The sequence below is a fragment of the Pseudomonas sp. G(2018) genome (assembly GCF_005502415.1).
Classification (GTDB): Bacteria; Pseudomonadota; Gammaproteobacteria; order Pseudomonadales; family Pseudomonadaceae; genus Aquipseudomonas.
On record NZ_SCOO01000004.1, the window covers coordinates 273,462 to 287,326 of the forward strand.

Annotated in this window: 18 protein-coding genes; 5 read left to right on the forward strand and 13 right to left on the reverse strand. The window is 59.0% G+C overall.

Going from position 1 to position 13,865, the window contains the following annotated elements; translation table 11 throughout:
- Positions 1-91: 91 nt before the first annotated feature.
- The 3 genes from FFS64_RS06390 to FFS64_RS06400 form a co-directional block, all read right to left on the reverse strand.
- A complete protein-coding gene (locus FFS64_RS06390) occupies positions 92-1,018 on the reverse strand; it encodes a hydroxymethylglutaryl-CoA lyase (RefSeq protein ID WP_137804656.1) in 927 nt (308 codons plus the stop codon).
- Positions 1,015-2,208: a CaiB/BaiF CoA-transferase family protein gene (locus tag FFS64_RS06395; RefSeq protein ID WP_137804657.1), complete on the reverse strand. Its 1,194-nt coding sequence runs from the start codon at positions 2,206-2,208 to the stop codon at positions 1,015-1,017. The genes FFS64_RS06390 and FFS64_RS06395 overlap by 4 nt, the downstream gene beginning before the upstream one ends.
- Positions 2,209-2,460: 252 nt before the next feature.
- Entirely contained in the window at positions 2,461-3,369 is a 909-nt protein-coding gene (locus FFS64_RS06400) for a LysR family transcriptional regulator (RefSeq protein ID WP_137804658.1), read from the reverse strand.
- 151 nt (positions 3,370-3,520) lie between these two features.
- Here FFS64_RS06400 and FFS64_RS06405 point away from each other — a divergent pair, with 151 nt between their 5' ends.
- Entirely contained in the window at positions 3,521-4,540 is a 1,020-nt protein-coding gene (locus tag FFS64_RS06405; RefSeq protein ID WP_137804659.1) for a DUF4917 family protein, read from the forward strand.
- A gap of 116 nt (positions 4,541-4,656) precedes the next feature.
- On the opposite strand, the gene FFS64_RS06415 is transcribed toward FFS64_RS06405, so the two are convergent.
- On the reverse strand, positions 4,657-5,199 hold the full coding sequence (locus tag FFS64_RS06415) for a helix-turn-helix domain-containing protein (RefSeq protein WP_095195446.1): 543 nt from the start codon (positions 5,197-5,199) through the stop codon (positions 4,657-4,659).
- A gap of 111 nt (positions 5,200-5,310) precedes the next feature.
- On the opposite strand from FFS64_RS06415, the gene FFS64_RS06420 reads away from it, so the two are divergent.
- Both FFS64_RS06420 and FFS64_RS06425 read left to right on the forward strand, forming a co-directional pair.
- Positions 5,311-6,093 carry an aldolase gene (locus tag FFS64_RS06420; RefSeq protein WP_137804661.1) on the forward strand — a complete coding sequence of 261 codons (783 nt, stop codon included), beginning with the start codon at positions 5,311-5,313 and terminating at the stop codon, positions 6,091-6,093.
- A gap of 30 nt (positions 6,094-6,123) precedes the next feature.
- Positions 6,124-7,011 (forward strand): dihydrodipicolinate synthase family protein, encoded by an 888-nt coding sequence (locus FFS64_RS06425; RefSeq protein WP_137804662.1) that lies wholly within the window; start codon positions 6,124-6,126, stop codon positions 7,009-7,011.
- Positions 7,012-7,082: 71 nt separating this feature from the next.
- On the opposite strand, the gene FFS64_RS06430 is transcribed toward FFS64_RS06425, so the two are convergent.
- The 3 genes from FFS64_RS06430 to FFS64_RS06440 all read right to left on the reverse strand — a co-directional run bounded on the left by FFS64_RS06430 (position 7,083) and on the right by FFS64_RS06440 (position 8,457).
- Positions 7,083-7,427, reverse strand: coding sequence for a YegP family protein (locus FFS64_RS06430; protein WP_137804663.1), 345 nt, complete (start codon positions 7,425-7,427; stop codon positions 7,083-7,085).
- 128 nt (positions 7,428-7,555) lie between these two features.
- Positions 7,556-7,861: a ribbon-helix-helix domain-containing protein gene (locus FFS64_RS06435; RefSeq protein ID WP_137804664.1), complete on the reverse strand. Its 306-nt coding sequence runs from the start codon at positions 7,859-7,861 to the stop codon at positions 7,556-7,558.
- 14 nt (positions 7,862-7,875) lie between these two features.
- Positions 7,876-8,457, reverse strand: a complete 582-nt coding sequence (locus tag FFS64_RS06440) for a DJ-1/PfpI family protein (RefSeq protein ID WP_137804665.1) — start codon at positions 8,455-8,457, stop codon at positions 7,876-7,878.
- Between the two features lie 213 nt (positions 8,458-8,670).
- Between FFS64_RS06440 and FFS64_RS06445 the strand changes: the two genes are divergently transcribed.
- A complete protein-coding gene (locus FFS64_RS06445) occupies positions 8,671-9,576 on the forward strand; it encodes a DMT family transporter (protein WP_137804666.1) in 906 nt (301 codons plus the stop codon).
- Between the two features lie 73 nt (positions 9,577-9,649).
- On the opposite strand, the gene FFS64_RS06450 is transcribed toward FFS64_RS06445, so the two are convergent.
- The 3 genes from FFS64_RS06450 to FFS64_RS06460 form a co-directional block, all read right to left on the reverse strand.
- Positions 9,650-10,864 (reverse strand): SAM-dependent methyltransferase, encoded by a 1,215-nt coding sequence (locus tag FFS64_RS06450; protein ID WP_137804667.1) that lies wholly within the window; start codon positions 10,862-10,864, stop codon positions 9,650-9,652.
- A 131-nt stretch (positions 10,865-10,995) separates the two neighbouring features.
- Entirely contained in the window at positions 10,996-11,358 is a 363-nt protein-coding gene (locus tag FFS64_RS06455) for a hypothetical protein (RefSeq protein ID WP_137804668.1), read from the reverse strand.
- A 2-nt stretch (positions 11,359-11,360) separates the two neighbouring features.
- Positions 11,361-11,639 (reverse strand): ogr/Delta-like zinc finger family protein, encoded by a 279-nt coding sequence (locus tag FFS64_RS06460; RefSeq protein ID WP_137804669.1) that lies wholly within the window; start codon positions 11,637-11,639, stop codon positions 11,361-11,363.
- 300 nt (positions 11,640-11,939) lie between these two features.
- Here FFS64_RS06460 and FFS64_RS06465 point away from each other — a divergent pair, with 300 nt between their 5' ends.
- A complete protein-coding gene (locus tag FFS64_RS06465) occupies positions 11,940-12,365 on the forward strand; it encodes a helix-turn-helix domain-containing protein (protein WP_137804670.1) in 426 nt (141 codons plus the stop codon).
- Positions 12,366-12,389: 24 nt separating this feature from the next.
- Here FFS64_RS06465 and FFS64_RS06470 read toward each other — a convergent pair whose 3' ends face one another.
- The 3 genes from FFS64_RS06470 to FFS64_RS06480 all read right to left on the reverse strand — a co-directional run bounded on the left by FFS64_RS06470 (position 12,390) and on the right by FFS64_RS06480 (position 13,796).
- Positions 12,390-12,746 carry a putative holin gene (locus tag FFS64_RS06470; protein ID WP_137804671.1) on the reverse strand — a complete coding sequence of 119 codons (357 nt, stop codon included), beginning with the start codon at positions 12,744-12,746 and terminating at the stop codon, positions 12,390-12,392.
- Positions 12,733-13,035 (reverse strand): helix-turn-helix domain-containing protein, encoded by a 303-nt coding sequence (locus FFS64_RS06475; RefSeq protein ID WP_137804672.1) that lies wholly within the window; start codon positions 13,033-13,035, stop codon positions 12,733-12,735. Before FFS64_RS06475 ends, FFS64_RS06470 begins: the two co-directional genes overlap by 14 nt.
- A 143-nt stretch (positions 13,036-13,178) precedes the next feature.
- Positions 13,179-13,796, reverse strand: a complete 618-nt coding sequence (locus tag FFS64_RS06480) for a TPM domain-containing protein (RefSeq protein ID WP_137804673.1) — start codon at positions 13,794-13,796, stop codon at positions 13,179-13,181.
- Between the last annotated feature and the right edge of the window lie 69 nt (positions 13,797-13,865).

The following is a 13,865-nucleotide window of genomic DNA, read 5'->3' on the forward strand; positions in this document are numbered from 1 at the left end:
GCTCGCGAATACGGTCTGACATTCAACGATGATGTCGACTGATACTCCGCTTTCGCGAGCAGGCTCGCTCCCACAGGGGGTATCGGGTGGGTCAGGAGGGCACGGGGTGCAGGTCGCAGTTGCGGCCGGCCTTGGCCAGTTGACCGGGCACTTCGTGGCCGAGCAGCGCTGGCAGTCCTCGCGACAATTTCAGCAACAGCGGCAGATCGATGCCGGTGTGAATGCCGACTTCATCGCACAGGTTCACCAGGTCTTCAGTGCAGATGTTGCCCGAGGCGCCCGGTGCAAACGGACAACCGCCGAGGCCGCCGAGGGCCGCGTCGAAACGCCGGGCACCGGCCTCGTAGGCGGCCAGAACGTTGCACAAACCAAGGCCACGGGTGTTGTGGAAATGCAGGGTCAGGTCCGCTGGCGATACCCGTTGCAACACGCGCCGCACCAGGCGGTCGACCTGACGCGGGTTGGCCATGCCGGTGGTGTCGGCCAGGGTGATGCCCTGAATGCCGAGTTCCTGATAGGCCTCGACAATCTGCAGCACCCGGTCTTCATCGATCTTGCCCTCGAACGGGCAACCGAAGGTGGTGGCGATGCTGGCGTTGAGTCGTACCGGCGAGCCGCCCACAAACTGGACGATCTCGCCAAACGCGGCCAATGAGTCTTCACAACGCATGCGCATGTTCGCCAGGTTATGGGTCTGACTGGCAGACATCACCAGGTTCAGCTCATCGGCGCTGCAGGCCAGCGCCCGTTGCGCACCTTTGAGGTTGGGGATCAACGCGACGTAGATCACCCCCGGCTGGCGGGTAATGCCCTTGAACACCAACTCGCCGTCACGCAATGCGGGAATGGCCTTGGGCGACACGAACGAACCACCTTCGATGCGGCTGAATCCGGCCAGGGACAACTGATCGATCAGGGCGATCTTGTCGACGGTTTCGACCCAGGTCGACTCGATCTGCAGGCCATCACGCGGGGAGACTTCCTGCACGATGAGGCTATCGGAATAGTCAGTGATCATTGCACCACTCCTTCGACTTTCAGGCGTTCGATGTCCGCCACGGTCAGGCCCAGTTGCGCAAGGATGCCGTCGGTGTGCTGGCCCAATCCGGGACCCGACCAGTTCACGCCTCCGGGGGTTTCCGAGAGTTTCGGTACGATGCCCGGCATCTTCACCGTAGCGCCGCCCGGTAGCTCGGCGTTTAGCAGCATGTCCCGCGCCTGGTAGTGCGGATCGGCAACGATGTCAGCCACCGAATAGATGCGTCCGGCCGGAACTTCAGCGGCTTCCAGCGCCGCCAGCACGTCGTCGATCGGCAGGCTGCTGGTCCAGTGGGTGATGGCGGCATCGAGCAGATTGCTTTTTGCTGCGCGCCCATCGTTATGGGCGAATTCGGGTGCTTCGGCCAGATCCGCGCGGCCGATGGTGTGCATCAGGCGACGGTAGATCGGGTCGCTGTTGCCGGCGATGACCACGTAAGCGCCATCAGCCGTGAGGTAAGTGTTGGAAGGCGCGATGCCCGGCAAGGCACCGCCGCTGCGCTCACGTACATGGCCGAGCATGTCGTATTCCGGCACCAGGCTTTCCATGACGTTGAACACGCTTTCAGCCAGGGACACATCGACGATTTGCCCGCCGCCCTGCCCGGTCTTGACCCGCAGCAACGACATCAATGCGCCGATCACTGCGTGTAGCGAAGCCAGCGAGTCGCCGAGGCTGACGCCAACCCGCGCCGGCGGCGAACCCGGTGTGCCGGTGGTGTAGCGGATACCGCCCATGGCTTCGCCGATGGCACCGAACCCCGGACGATCACGGTACGGACCGGTCTGGCCATAACCGGAAATCCGCACCAGAGTCAGGTTGGGGTTAAGGGCATGCAGCACGTCCCAGCCCAGGCCAAGTTTTTCCAGGGCGCCGGGGCGCAGGTTTTCGATCAGCACGTCGGCGCTGGTCGCCAGTTGCTTGACCAGTTCAATGCCTTCGGCGGATTTCAGATTCAGCGCCAGGGATTTCTTGTTGCGCGATTGCAGGTACCACCACAGCGAGGTGCCTTCATGCAGCTTGCGCCATTTGCGCAGGGGATCGCCCTGCCCCATGGCTTCGATCTTGATCACTTCGGCGCCGAACTCGGCCAGCATGCGCGCGGCAAACGGCGCGGCGATCAGCGTGCCGATCTCGATCACTTTGATTGCACTCAGGGGGGCAGTCATCGCGGGGTACCTCTTGTTCTTGGAATATGTGCCAAGGCTAGAGGACCGATGCCCAAGGAATCCAACCTTCAGTTGGCAAGGGGCGTTCGCGAAATGCGAACGCCTCGAAAGATTAGTGTGACCTCAGGTCCGTCATCGCGGGCAAGCCCGCTCCCACAGTGAGCTATGTGAAGCACAAATTGGGTAACCACCAGAGATCCTTGTGGGAGCGGGCTTGCCCGCGATGAGGCCTGCGAGTTCAACAAAGAACTGTCAGGTCGCCCCTCGCAAATGCTCAAACAACATCCGGCTCACCGGCGACAGCAGCGCCTCATCGCGCACCACCAGGATCAACGCCCGATCCGACCAGTCATCGGTCAGCGGCACCGCATGCAAACCCAACGCCCGACCAAACAGTTCATAAGCTCGCTGCGGCAGCACGCCAATGCCCATATTGGCCTGGATCATGCGACACATGGCGTCGAAGCCCGGTACATGGATGCGCACCCGCAATACCCGGCCCGCCTGACGCGCCGCCGCATGGGTGCGCATATTGATCGAACTGTCCGCATGCAGGCCGACATAATCGCTGTCCAGCGTATCGGCGAATGACAGGCTAGAACGTTTGGCCAACGGATGATCCGGCAACATCAGCACCATCAGTTTGTCCTGACGGTACTGCACGCTGTGCAAGCCCTTGATGTCGCTGTCGATGGAGCAGATCCCGAGGTCGGCCACGCCATCGAGAACGCCCTGAATCACCCCGGCGCTGGGTCGTTCTTCAAGATCGGTCTTGACCTGGGGATGCTGTTCGGAAAAGTCGCGCAAGTCTTCGGGCAGGAACTGGATGATTGCCGACAGGTTGGCGAGCATCCGCACATAACCGCGTACACCGTGACTGTGTTCGCCCAATTCGAGGCCCATTTTCTCGACGTTGAACAACATCTGCCGGGCATGGTGCAGTAGCGTTTCACCGGCCGGTGTCAACGTCATGCCCTTGGCCTGGCGCACAAACAGACTGATACCCAGCGCTTCCTCCAGCTCCATCAGGCGCTTGCTCGCCGCCGACACCGCAATCGCTTCGCGCGCGGCGGCACGGGTCAGGGTGCCCTCTTCATGGACGGCGATGAACAGTTGCAGGGTGATCAGATCGAGGCGGCGGATCAGGCTTTTCTGCAGCATCAGGGACTCGGCAATGTCGGTTCAGGCGAAGTCGCAGCATAGCGTTCTTCATCCACAGGGTGGCAGGTTGCAACGCGCGGCGGAAAATCTCGATGCCCTCCGTGATAAAGTCGCCGCCCATCAGACCTTTTGCTTTGAGACTTTGATCGCAATGACCGATTTCCAGGATGTCGACGCCCAACTTGAAGACTGGAATGCCTTGCGCGCCAGCGCTGCGTTCGGCGGCCTGCTGGTGGGCAACGGCGCCAGCCGCGCGGTGTGGGACGACTTCGGCTACGACTCGCTGTTCGAAAACGCCCGCACCGTCGAAGAAAAACCCCTGAGCCCGTCCGAGCTGAGCGTATTCGATGCGCTGCAGACGCGCAGTTTCGAGCAGGTGCTGAGTGCGCTGAAAACCACCAGCCGGGTCAACAAGGCCCTGGCCGTCAGCTCCGCCGCGCCGCGCAATCGTTACTACGCGATCAAGGAAGCGCTGATCAACACCGTGCACACGGTGCATATCCCATGGCGGTTGGTCGAAGCTTCGACACTGGCGACGATCAATCAGGAACTGGCCAGCTACCGCACGGTGTTCACCACCAATTACGATTTGCTCAATTACTGGGCGATCCAGCAGCAACCGGACGCGATCACCGACCTGTTTCACGGGACCGAACCCGCCTTCGACCTGAGCGCCACCGCCACCGACAAGACCCGTTTGCTTTACCTGCACGGTGGCCTGCACCTGGTGCGCAATCAGGACGGCACGGCGCGCAAACTGATGTCGACCGAAGGCACATTGCTGGGCAATTTCGCCATCAACAACACGATCAAGACCCTCGACGATGTGCCGCTGTTCGTCAACGAAGGGCCGAGTGCGGACAAGCTCAAGACCATACGCAGCTCGGATTATCTGTCGTTCTGCTACGAGCAGTTACTCGGCCATGGCGAAGGCTTGTGCCTCTTCGGCCATGCACTGAGCGAACAGGACAGCCATATCGTTCATGCCTTGCGCCAGGCGAAACCGAAGGTTGTGGCGATCTCGATTTACCCGCGCAGCAAGGCGTTCATCCAGCATCAGAAGCGGCATTACGCGAAGGTGTTCGAGGGGACGGGGGTTGAGTTGCGGTTTTTTGATTCGAAGAGCCATGCACTGGGTAACCCGAAGCTCACCGTACCGGTTGAGGTTTAGCGGCGCCGCAACTGGCGCCATCGCGGGCAAGTCGAATCGTCGCACCGCCGCTCCCGCAAGGATCACGCTGGACCTGTGGGAGCGGGCTTGCCCGCGATGGCGTCAGTCCAGTCAATTCATTCTTCAGTGCTATGCACTACCACCAGCAACTGCGCCTGCACCTCGCCCACCGAGCGGATCCGGTGCGGTTTCTGTGAGTTGAAGTGCAACGCATCTCCCCGGCTGAGCAGCACGCGCTCATTGACGAAATCCACCTCAACCTGCCCCTCATGCACGAATAGAAACTCCTCGCCCAAGTGTTCCTTGAAGGCTTTGTCGGTGAATTCCGTCGGCGGGTAAATGATGAACGGCAACAGGCTGCGTTCACTGACCTGATGGGCCAGCACCGCGTAACCCGGATTGTCGTCGCTGGCGCCCAATGGCTGACGCTCGTGGCTGCGCACCAGGCTGTAGCTGTCGAGGCTGACCTTGTCTTCGGAAAACAGCTCCTCGACGTTAACGTTCAAGGCCTTGGCCAGTTTCAGCGCAGCCGCAATCGACGGCGTGTTCAGCCCGCGCTCGACCTTCGACAGGTAACTCTTGGTCATGCCGGATTTTTCGGCCAAGGCCTCCAGCGTCACGCCAAGTTTTTTTCTCAATAATTTCAAACGGATAGACATTTAGAACGATTAATCCATCAAGGAGGCGACGAATTGTCCTTGCTCATGACACAAAGTGTCATATAGCATCTTTCGTGTCATCTGCATGACCCACCCAAAGAGGACACCGATATGGCCAAGACATTAGCACTGCCCAAAGATCAACTGGTCAAGCAAGCGCTGAGCCAGATGCAAAATACCCTCTCAGATAATACGTGGACCGACCGGCAAAAGCTGGCCCTGACCTGCCGCATTCTGTTCGAGAATGGTCACGACTCAGGTCTGGCCGGGCAAATCACCGCCCGTGGCCCGCAGCCGGGCACCTATTACACTCAACAACTGGGCCTGGGTTTCGACGAAATCACCGCGAGCAACCTGCTGCTGGTCAACGAAGACCTGGAAGTACTCGAAGGCCTCGGAATGCCGAATCCGGCCAACCGTTTCCACAGCTGGGTGTACCGCGCCCGGCCGGATGTGAACTGCATCATTCACACCCACCCGACCCACGTCGCGGCATTGTCGATGCTGGAGGTGCCGCTGCATATTTCCCACATGGACCTCTGCCCCCTCTACGAAGACTGTGCGTTTCTTGAAGGCTGGCCAGGTGTACCGGTGGGTAACGAGGAAGGTGATCTGATTGCCGGCGCCCTGGGCAACAAACGGGCAGTCCTGCTTTCCCACCACGGCCAATTGTCCACCGGCACCACCATCGAAGAGGCCTGTGTGATTGCCCAACTGATCGAACGCGCCGCCAAGTTGCAGTTGCTGGCGATGAGCGCCGGGACCATCAAGCCGATCATTCCCGAGCTGGGCCGCGAAGCCCATGACTGGATCGCCCGACCAAAACGTCACGCCGCCGCTTTCAACTACTACGCCCGGCAGAACCTGCGTCAACACGCCGATTGCCTGAACTGAACCCAGATCTTTTTCGTACGGAGAGACACCATGTCCAGCCCCAACATTCACGGCATCATCGGCTACACCATCACCCCCTTCACTGCCAACGGCGAAGGCGTGGACCTCAACGCCCTCGGGCGTTCCATCGATCGTCTGATCGACGGCGGCGTGCACTCCATCGCCCCCTTGGGCAGCACCGGTGAAGGTGCTTACCTGAGCGACGCGGAGTGGGATCAGGTTGCCGAATTCAGCATCAAGCACGTGGCCAAACGGGTGCCGACCATCGTCAGCGTGTCCGACCTGACCACCGCCAAAGCGGTACGTCGCGCCCGTTTCGCCGAAGCCCACGGCGCCGACGTGGTGATGGTGCTGCCGACCTCGTACTGGAAACTCAGTGAAGCGGAAATCCTCGCCCACTATCGTGCCATCGGCGACAGCATCGGCGTGCCGATCATGCTCTACAACAACCCGGCCACCAGCGGCACCGACATGTCGGTGGATCTGATTCTGCGCATCGTCAAGGGTGTGGAAAACGTGACCATGGTCAAGGAAAGCACCGGCGACATCCAGCGCATGCATCAACTGCAACGTCTGGGCGAAGGCCAGGTACCGTTCTATAACGGCTGCAACCCGCTGGCGCTGGAAGCCTTCGCGGCCGGGGCAAAGGGCTGGTGTACCGCAGCGCCGAACCTGATCCCGCAGCTCAACCTGGATTTGTATGAAGTGGTGTTGGCCAACGACCTGGGCAAGGCGCGCGAACTGTTCTATCGCCAGTTGCCGCTGCTGGATTTCATCCTCAAGGGCGGCTTGCCGGCGACGATCAAGGCGGGCTTGCGCGAAACCGGACTGGAGGTGGGGGATCCGCGGTTGCCTGTGTTTCCACTGGGTGAGGCGGGACTTGGCCAGCTGCAAGGCCTGTTGAAAGCCCTGCGCTGATCTCAAGGCACAGATGCAACCCTTGTGGGAGCGAGCAGGCTCGCTCCCACAAGGGGATTTGCATTGTGTTTTCAGAGGACGGGCAAGGTCTTGTCCTTGATCACCTTGGTCGGCCCGTTGACCTTCACGCTGGCAATACCTTTTTCCATGGCTGCCTCCGAGGCATACGACTCGCTGCTGCCTATGATTTCGTGGTTAGCTGCCTTGAGGTTGAAGTAAGGATGGCCATCCTTGGTGGTTTTTTTCTCGTAGCGTTCATCCAGCGGGCTGTTGGCCTGGACCGATGCGATACCTTTATCGGCTGCGGCGCGGGTGGTGTACAGCTCACTGGTCAGAATGGTTTCGGCATTCGCCGCCTTCAACACAAACCTGAACTGACCGCTGCTGCTTTTGCTCACTTCGTACCATCCAGACATGATCTTTCTCCTTGGCAAATGAGGGGTTGCGCGCTTCAGAGTAAAGACCAGCCCGGGATTTTTGTCGCCTGTACCGCCCTCATCGCGGGCAAGCCCGCGATGAGGACGGTACAGTCATCGAAAGCCATCTACTTCACCACCGCCCGCACCACCGACAACTCCGGTGCCGCCACCCGCCGCTGGCTCAGATACCGCGTACAACTGACCCGCAAAAACGAAGCGAAATTCACCACCTCGCCGCGGTAGTCCATCACCTCTTCATACAGCTTGGCGATCAACTGATTGGTGGTCATGCCATCGACCTCGGCAATTTCGCTGAGGATGTCCCAGAATTGGTTCTCCAGCCGCAGGGTGGTGACGACCCCGCAGATGCGCAGCGAGCGAGAGCGCGATTCGTAGAGAATCGGGTCGGCCTTGACGTAGAGCTCGCACATGGATCGGTTCCTCGTTACAGCGTGATTTTCGTGCCCAGTAACCCGAGGAAACCCGCGAGCCAGTTCGGGTGGGCTGGCCAGGCCGGCGCCGTGGCCAGATTGCCCTGAACATGACCGTCCGTCACCGGAATGTCGATAAACGTACCACCAGCCAGGCGTACTTCCGGAGCACAGGCCGGGTAGGCGCTGCACTCGCGCCCTTCGAGAACCCCTGCCGCCGCCAGCAATTGCGCGCCGTGACATACGGCAGCGATCGGCTTGCCAGCCTTATCGAAATCCCGCACCAGCTCCAGGACTTTTTCGTTCAGGCGCAGGTACTCCGGCGCACGACCGCCAGGTATCAGCACGGCGTCGTAGTCCGCAGACTTGACCTTGGCAAAATCGAAATTCAGGGCAAACAAGTGTCCGGGTTTTTCGCTGTAAGTCTGGTCGCCTTCGAAGTCGTGGATGGCCGTGCGTACGGTCTGGCCGGCGGTCTTCTCCGGGCAAACGGCATGCACCGTATGGCCGACCATCAACAGGGCCTGGAACGGCACCATCACTTCATAGTCTTCGACGTAATCGCCGACCAGCATCAGAATTTTTTTAGCCGCCATGGGGAGGACTCCTCTGGAAAATGCGTGGGCATGCAGGAGTATTCAAGGTAGTCCTTATCCGATGAGTCGGGTAACAACCGGCTACTACCTGATGGACCGCGATGGCGTCCTTGAACTGTACGGATAACTCTGCGCTTATCTGTAGCAGCGTGAAACCCACAGTTTATGGCTAGATGAAAGCACTTCCCCTCACCCAAGATTCTGGTTGCCATCATGTCCTCCCGCGAAAACACCGGCATGGCCCTGGGCTTGCTCGGCGTCGTCATTTTCAGCCTCACCCTGCCCTTCACACGGATCGTCGTGCAGGAACTTCATCCGCTACTCAATGGCCTGGGTCGTGCGTTGTTCGCGGCGGTACCTGCGGCAGTGCTGTTGCTGTGGCGCCGTGAAAAATGGCCGACCTGGAAACAGGTCAAAGGCCTGATGCTGGTGTCGGCCGGGGTGATTCTTGGCTTTCCGGTGTTGTCGGCCTGGGCGATGCAAACCTTGCCGGCGTCCCATGGCGCACTGGTCAATGGCCTGCAACCGTTGTGCGTGGCGCTGTACGCCGCGTGGCTGTCCCATGAACGTCCGTCGAAAGCCTTCTGGGCCTGCGCGGCGCTGGGCAGCGCGCTGGTACTCGGCTATGCATTGATCAGCGGTGCCGGCAGCATTCAGGCCGGTGATTTGCTGATGCTCGGGGCTATCGCGGTGGGTGGTTTGGGCTATGCCGAAGGCGGCCGGTTGGCCAAGGAGATGGGCGGCTGGCAGGTAATCTGTTGGGCATTGGTACTGTCAACACCGCTGCTGATCGGCCCGGTGGTCTATCTGGCGCTGCAACACCAGGGCGAGATTTCGAGCAAGACCTGGTGGGCCTTCGGTTACGTCTCGCTGTTTTCGCAGTTCATCGGTTTCTTCGCCTGGTATGCCGGGCTGGCCATGGGTGGCATTGCCCGGGTCAGTCAGATCCAGTTGCTGCAGATTTTCTTCACCATCGCTTTTTCAGCGTTGTTCTTCGGCGAACATGTCGAGCCGATTACATGGTTGTTCGCGGCCGGGGTGATTGTGACCGTGATGCTGGGCAGAAAAACGGCGATCAAACCACATGTGGGAGCGAGCCTGCTCGCGAAAGGGCCGTGACAGTCAACATCGCAGTTGACTGTCAGTCCGCCTTCGTCGGAACGCCGCCCGGAGCCGGCTCGCTCCCACAGGGTCAGAGGTAGCCGTCGGCCCGCAGCAAGGTTTCCAGGCAATGTTCAGTGATGTGATAGAAATCCTTCAGTTCCTGGATTTTCGCCAACAGCTGAGCCGGGTCAACCGGTTCGGCGCGTTTGACCGCCAGGATCATCTTGTTCTTGTTGGTGTGGTCCAGTGAGATGAACTCGAACACCTTGGTTTCGTAGCCGCAAGCCTCAAGGAACAGCGCACGCAAGCTGTCGGTGACCATTTCCGCCTGCTGGCCCAGGTGCAAGCCGTATTGCAGCATGGGCTTGAGCAGCGCCGGGCTCTGGATTTGCAGGCGGATCTGCTTGTGGCAGCACGGCGAGCACATGATGATCGACGCCCCGGAACGGATGCCGGTATGAATCGCGTAGTCGGTGGCGATGTCGCAGGCGTGCAGCGCGATCATCACGTCCAGCTCGCTCGGCGCCACACTGCGCACGTCACCGCACTTGAACACCAGCCCGGGATGCTCGAGCTTGGCCGCCGCTGCGTTGCACAGGGTGACCATGTCTTCACGCAATTCGACACCCGTCACTTCGCCTTCGGCCTTCAAGGTATTGCGCAAGTAGTCGTGGATGGCGAAGGTCAGGTAGCCCTTTCCCGATCCGAAGTCCGCCACTCGCACCGGTTTGTCCAGGGCCAACGGCGAGGATGTCAGCGCATGGCTGAAGACTTCGATGAACTTGTTGATCTGCTTCCACTTGCGCGACATCGCCGGAATCAGCTCATGCTGCTTGTTGGTCACGCCAAGGTCGGCGAGAAACGGTCGACTCAGGTCGAGGAAACGGTTTTTTTCGCGGTTGTGCTCAGCGGACGGCACTTCGCGCAATTGCTGGGGTTTGCTTTTGAACAGCGAACTCTTGCCCTTTTTGCTGTATTCAAGCTGGGCTTCGTCAGTCAGCGACAACAAATGCGCATTTTTGAACGCCGCAGGTAAAAGATCGGCAATGGTCGCGACGCCTTCGGCCAAAGGCAGGTTCTTGGTGATGTCTCGGGTCTTGTAGCGATAGACGAAGGATAGACAGGGCTGCGCCTTGACCGTCACCGGTTTGATGATGATCCGCTGCAGATCCGTTTCATCGCCAACGTACTTGGCCAGCACCAGTTTGATGAAGGCATTTTCATCGAGGCTGGTTTGCAGCAGGTCGATGAATTGGGCGTGATGATCCGGCGCGAGGCGGGCGGGAGTAGCGGTGACAGACATGAAAAACGGCCTCGGGCGGTGCGAGTCGGGGAATGCCCGGTATTTTAGGGCGGACGAGGCGTTTGGGCACGGAGTTATTTTGTGACAGGTCCTGGTCAGGCAGCCCAAGACCTGAATAAACCCATTGAAATCTAGGGCTCCACCAGCCGAAGTTTACGATTGGTCGGCGAGTTGATGATGTATTTGACAATCAACCCTACCGGCACGGCCCAAGTCAGACCGTTGGCCGGATCAGTGACAACGGCGACGGTTGCGGAACTCGCAGCGATATCCAGACGCCGGCGATCATTGGTGGATTTAAGTATTCCGTAGGCGTGGCTGACCAGCTTCTCTGCCAGGTGCATTGGCACATCGATACCTTCCAGATGTTTAACGGCACGACAGAACAACACCTGGTCATCACTCAATCCGTCGCTTTCATGACGGGCCAGGAACGCCTGGGCGATGGCCAACAGTTCCTCATTCAATACGCCATTCTCATCGACTCCCTCCATGTTTACGACTCCGTGTGTGTGTCCATCGACTTGGCACTCACGGCAACGGGCCTGGCCCCGCGACGCAAATCAGGTCCGGCGCTGGGCAAACGTACGCTGGGATTAGGCATTCCACTGGGCGACAGTTCGTGGGTCATTTCGAACTCAGCCCGAACCGACCAGCCACAGGCCTCAGAGGTGCATTGCAAATAGGCCACCCGCAGGAAAATATGACGTCCCTCGCTGGTGCGGATGCGCATCCTGTTCAAGCAGTGCGGACAAACCATTTTGTAAGTGCTCATGCTTGGTTCCCGTAAGTCATCTGGTGGTAATCGACTTGATCAGACGCAATACTGTTTGGCGCGTTGATCGCTGCGGTCCGCCCTTGCGGAAAACGTCTGCCGGACAAAAGGAAATGCAAAGGGCAGCCGCGTAATGGGTAAGAGCCAAGCTCGTAGGAAATCACCCTGATACCATTAGGAAGTTTCGACATCGTATTCTTCTAATTCATAGTTGATGATTGATTACTTACAAAAAAATAAGTACTCATTGCGCATACGCTAGGCACTCAAAAAGCATATGTCAAAGGGAAGAGGCTCAAATTGCGTAGCAAAAAATCACAGGCAGTTCTGACTCGCCTGAAACAAATCACCGGTACAAAAACCGATGCATCATTGTCCTCCGCGCTACAGATCAGCCCGCAAACCCTTAGCAGCTGGAAAGGTCGCGACAGCACGCCATACTCATTATGCGTAGACATTGCACAAGCACGAGGCATCTCTCTTGATTGGTTGCTGCTCGGTGAAGGTCCGATTTTGCGGCAGGCACCCAGCGACCCCGTCGAGAGTTCTCAAGGAAGTACGGCCCGGGAAAACACTATTCTTGCGTTGTGGCGATTGCTGGACGAAGAGGATCGCTGTGCCATACAAAACGCGCTGGAGGAAAAGAGACGCCTGCGTGACATGGAGCTCAAACTGTCTGAAATGGCCACCCTCCTTTCGTCACTCGAACGAAATTTGAAGTCATAGCAATCCAAAGTTCATCACTGCCCATCACCCGCGCCCTCTGAAGTGCCGAATGATTTCGGCAAGACCGGCACCATCGATCCACTGCATGATCTTGATGCTGATGGGAATGACGATCAGAGCACAGAAAAATGCCGTCACCCCCGCTGTCAGGAACGGGGTCATCTGCAGAGCGACCGGGGTAAAAAGGTAACCGACGCCCGCCGACAGCAACCAGGAGCCGATTCGCTGCCAGGCTTTGAAGTTGCTGCGGGTGGTGGTGACCAGCCAGGCGCCCAGCGACGCACCGAACAGCGCCTCGCCGTCAATCGCAGGCAGTGTCGCGATACCCAATCCCACCAGGAGCCCACTGATACTGTTGTAGGCCGAATCAGTCAGATTCATGGGCACCTCTCTCACCAGCCTCATTAATCCTGATGACTCCCGACTCAATGGCTTTGAGCAAGGCGGCGCTACGGGAACTGACGGCGAACTTGCGGCGGATATTGGAGAAATGAAAGTTGACCGTGGCTTCCGAGCAATTCTGAATCCGGGCAATCTCCCAGGATGTCTTGCCTTTGAAGCACCACATTAAGGTTTGCTTCTCTTTCGCGGTCAGCCGCGCTGGCGGGGCTTCTCCACCGCCATAGGGTGCCGCCCCCGCAATAGAGTCGAGCGATTGATGCGTTGACATAAGAACTCCCTCTACGTCAGAACGCCCGTGGCAGGGCGCTTGCTGTTGGAGGGATGTTGAAGACAAGCCTGGCGCCGGACAACACACGGCAGTTGTACCGTGGAGCGCTACAAACTCTCTGGAGCAACGTTCCGGGTCAGGGCTTAACCGAGCACCACCAAACGATTGGGCAGCTCGTTGCGTACGTGCGTCACAGGAACATGCACTTTAAGCAACTCGCCGCACGCTTCGATGCAGCTGACAAAGCCCTGCAACGTCTGCCCTTGCCGCACTTGCTGAGTGAACGCGGCAACAATCGCGTCCCAATTTTTGTTGTCCAGACGACTGGAGATCCCCTCGTCCACCAGGATTTCCACATAACGCTCGGCCTCGGAGACGAAGATCAGCATGCCGGTACTGCCCACGGTGTGGTGCAGGTTTTGCTCCAGGAACTGCCGGCGCGCCAAGTTCGAGGCGCGCCAGTGACGCACCGAACGCGGGATCAAGTGGGTGGTGATTTTCGGTACCCGGAACACCAGGCACAGGATGATGAAGGTGATCCATTGCACCAGCAACAGACTGTGCATGGTCAACCAGCCTGTCAGGTAATGCACGATGCCCGGCACCACCAGCGCCAGCAGGCTGGCCCAGAGCAGCGGGATGTACGCATAGTCGTCGGCGCGGGCCGCGAGCACGGTCACCAGTTCCGCGTCGGTGTCGCGCTCGACCCGGGCAATCGCCTCGGCGACTTTGCGTTGTTCGTGTTCAGTCAGTAATGCCATGTCTTGAAATGCCCGATCATTATTGTTTTATTCACCACCCACTTGATCCCGCGTTCGGTGCGTCACTGG

What these genes read in the sequence shown, in the direction of transcription:
- FFS64_RS06390 (WP_137804656.1), bottom strand. Translation starts at nt 1,018, where the DNA reads ATGATCACTGACTATTCCGATAGCCTCATCGTGCAGGAAGTCTCCCCG.
- FFS64_RS06395 (WP_137804657.1), bottom strand. Translation starts at nt 2,208, where the DNA reads ATGACTGCCCCCCTGAGTGCAATCAAAGTGATCGAGATCGGCACGCTG.
- FFS64_RS06400 (WP_137804658.1), bottom strand. Translation starts at nt 3,369, where the DNA reads ATGCTGCAGAAAAGCCTGATCCGCCGCCTCGATCTGATCACCCTGCAA.
- FFS64_RS06405 (WP_137804659.1), top strand. Translation starts at nt 3,521, where the DNA reads ATGACCGATTTCCAGGATGTCGACGCCCAACTTGAAGACTGGAATGCC.
- FFS64_RS06415 (WP_095195446.1), bottom strand. Translation starts at nt 5,199, where the DNA reads ATGTCTATCCGTTTGAAATTATTGAGAAAAAAACTTGGCGTGACGCTG.
- FFS64_RS06420 (WP_137804661.1), top strand. Translation starts at nt 5,311, where the DNA reads ATGGCCAAGACATTAGCACTGCCCAAAGATCAACTGGTCAAGCAAGCG.
- FFS64_RS06425 (WP_137804662.1), top strand. Translation starts at nt 6,124, where the DNA reads ATGTCCAGCCCCAACATTCACGGCATCATCGGCTACACCATCACCCCC.
- FFS64_RS06430 (WP_137804663.1), bottom strand. Translation starts at nt 7,427, where the DNA reads ATGTCTGGATGGTACGAAGTGAGCAAAAGCAGCAGCGGTCAGTTCAGG.
- FFS64_RS06435 (WP_137804664.1), bottom strand. Translation starts at nt 7,861, where the DNA reads ATGTGCGAGCTCTACGTCAAGGCCGACCCGATTCTCTACGAATCGCGC.
- FFS64_RS06440 (WP_137804665.1), bottom strand. Translation starts at nt 8,457, where the DNA reads ATGGCGGCTAAAAAAATTCTGATGCTGGTCGGCGATTACGTCGAAGAC.
- FFS64_RS06445 (WP_137804666.1), top strand. Translation starts at nt 8,671, where the DNA reads ATGTCCTCCCGCGAAAACACCGGCATGGCCCTGGGCTTGCTCGGCGTC.
- FFS64_RS06450 (WP_137804667.1), bottom strand. Translation starts at nt 10,864, where the DNA reads ATGTCTGTCACCGCTACTCCCGCCCGCCTCGCGCCGGATCATCACGCC.
- FFS64_RS06455 (WP_137804668.1), bottom strand. Translation starts at nt 11,358, where the DNA reads ATGGAGGGAGTCGATGAGAATGGCGTATTGAATGAGGAACTGTTGGCC.
- FFS64_RS06460 (WP_137804669.1), bottom strand. Translation starts at nt 11,639, where the DNA reads ATGAGCACTTACAAAATGGTTTGTCCGCACTGCTTGAACAGGATGCGC.
- FFS64_RS06470 (WP_137804671.1), bottom strand. Translation starts at nt 12,746, where the DNA reads ATGAATCTGACTGATTCGGCCTACAACAGTATCAGTGGGCTCCTGGTG.
- FFS64_RS06475 (WP_137804672.1), bottom strand. Translation starts at nt 13,035, where the DNA reads ATGTCAACGCATCAATCGCTCGACTCTATTGCGGGGGCGGCACCCTAT.
- FFS64_RS06480 (WP_137804673.1), bottom strand. Translation starts at nt 13,796, where the DNA reads ATGGCATTACTGACTGAACACGAACAACGCAAAGTCGCCGAGGCGATT.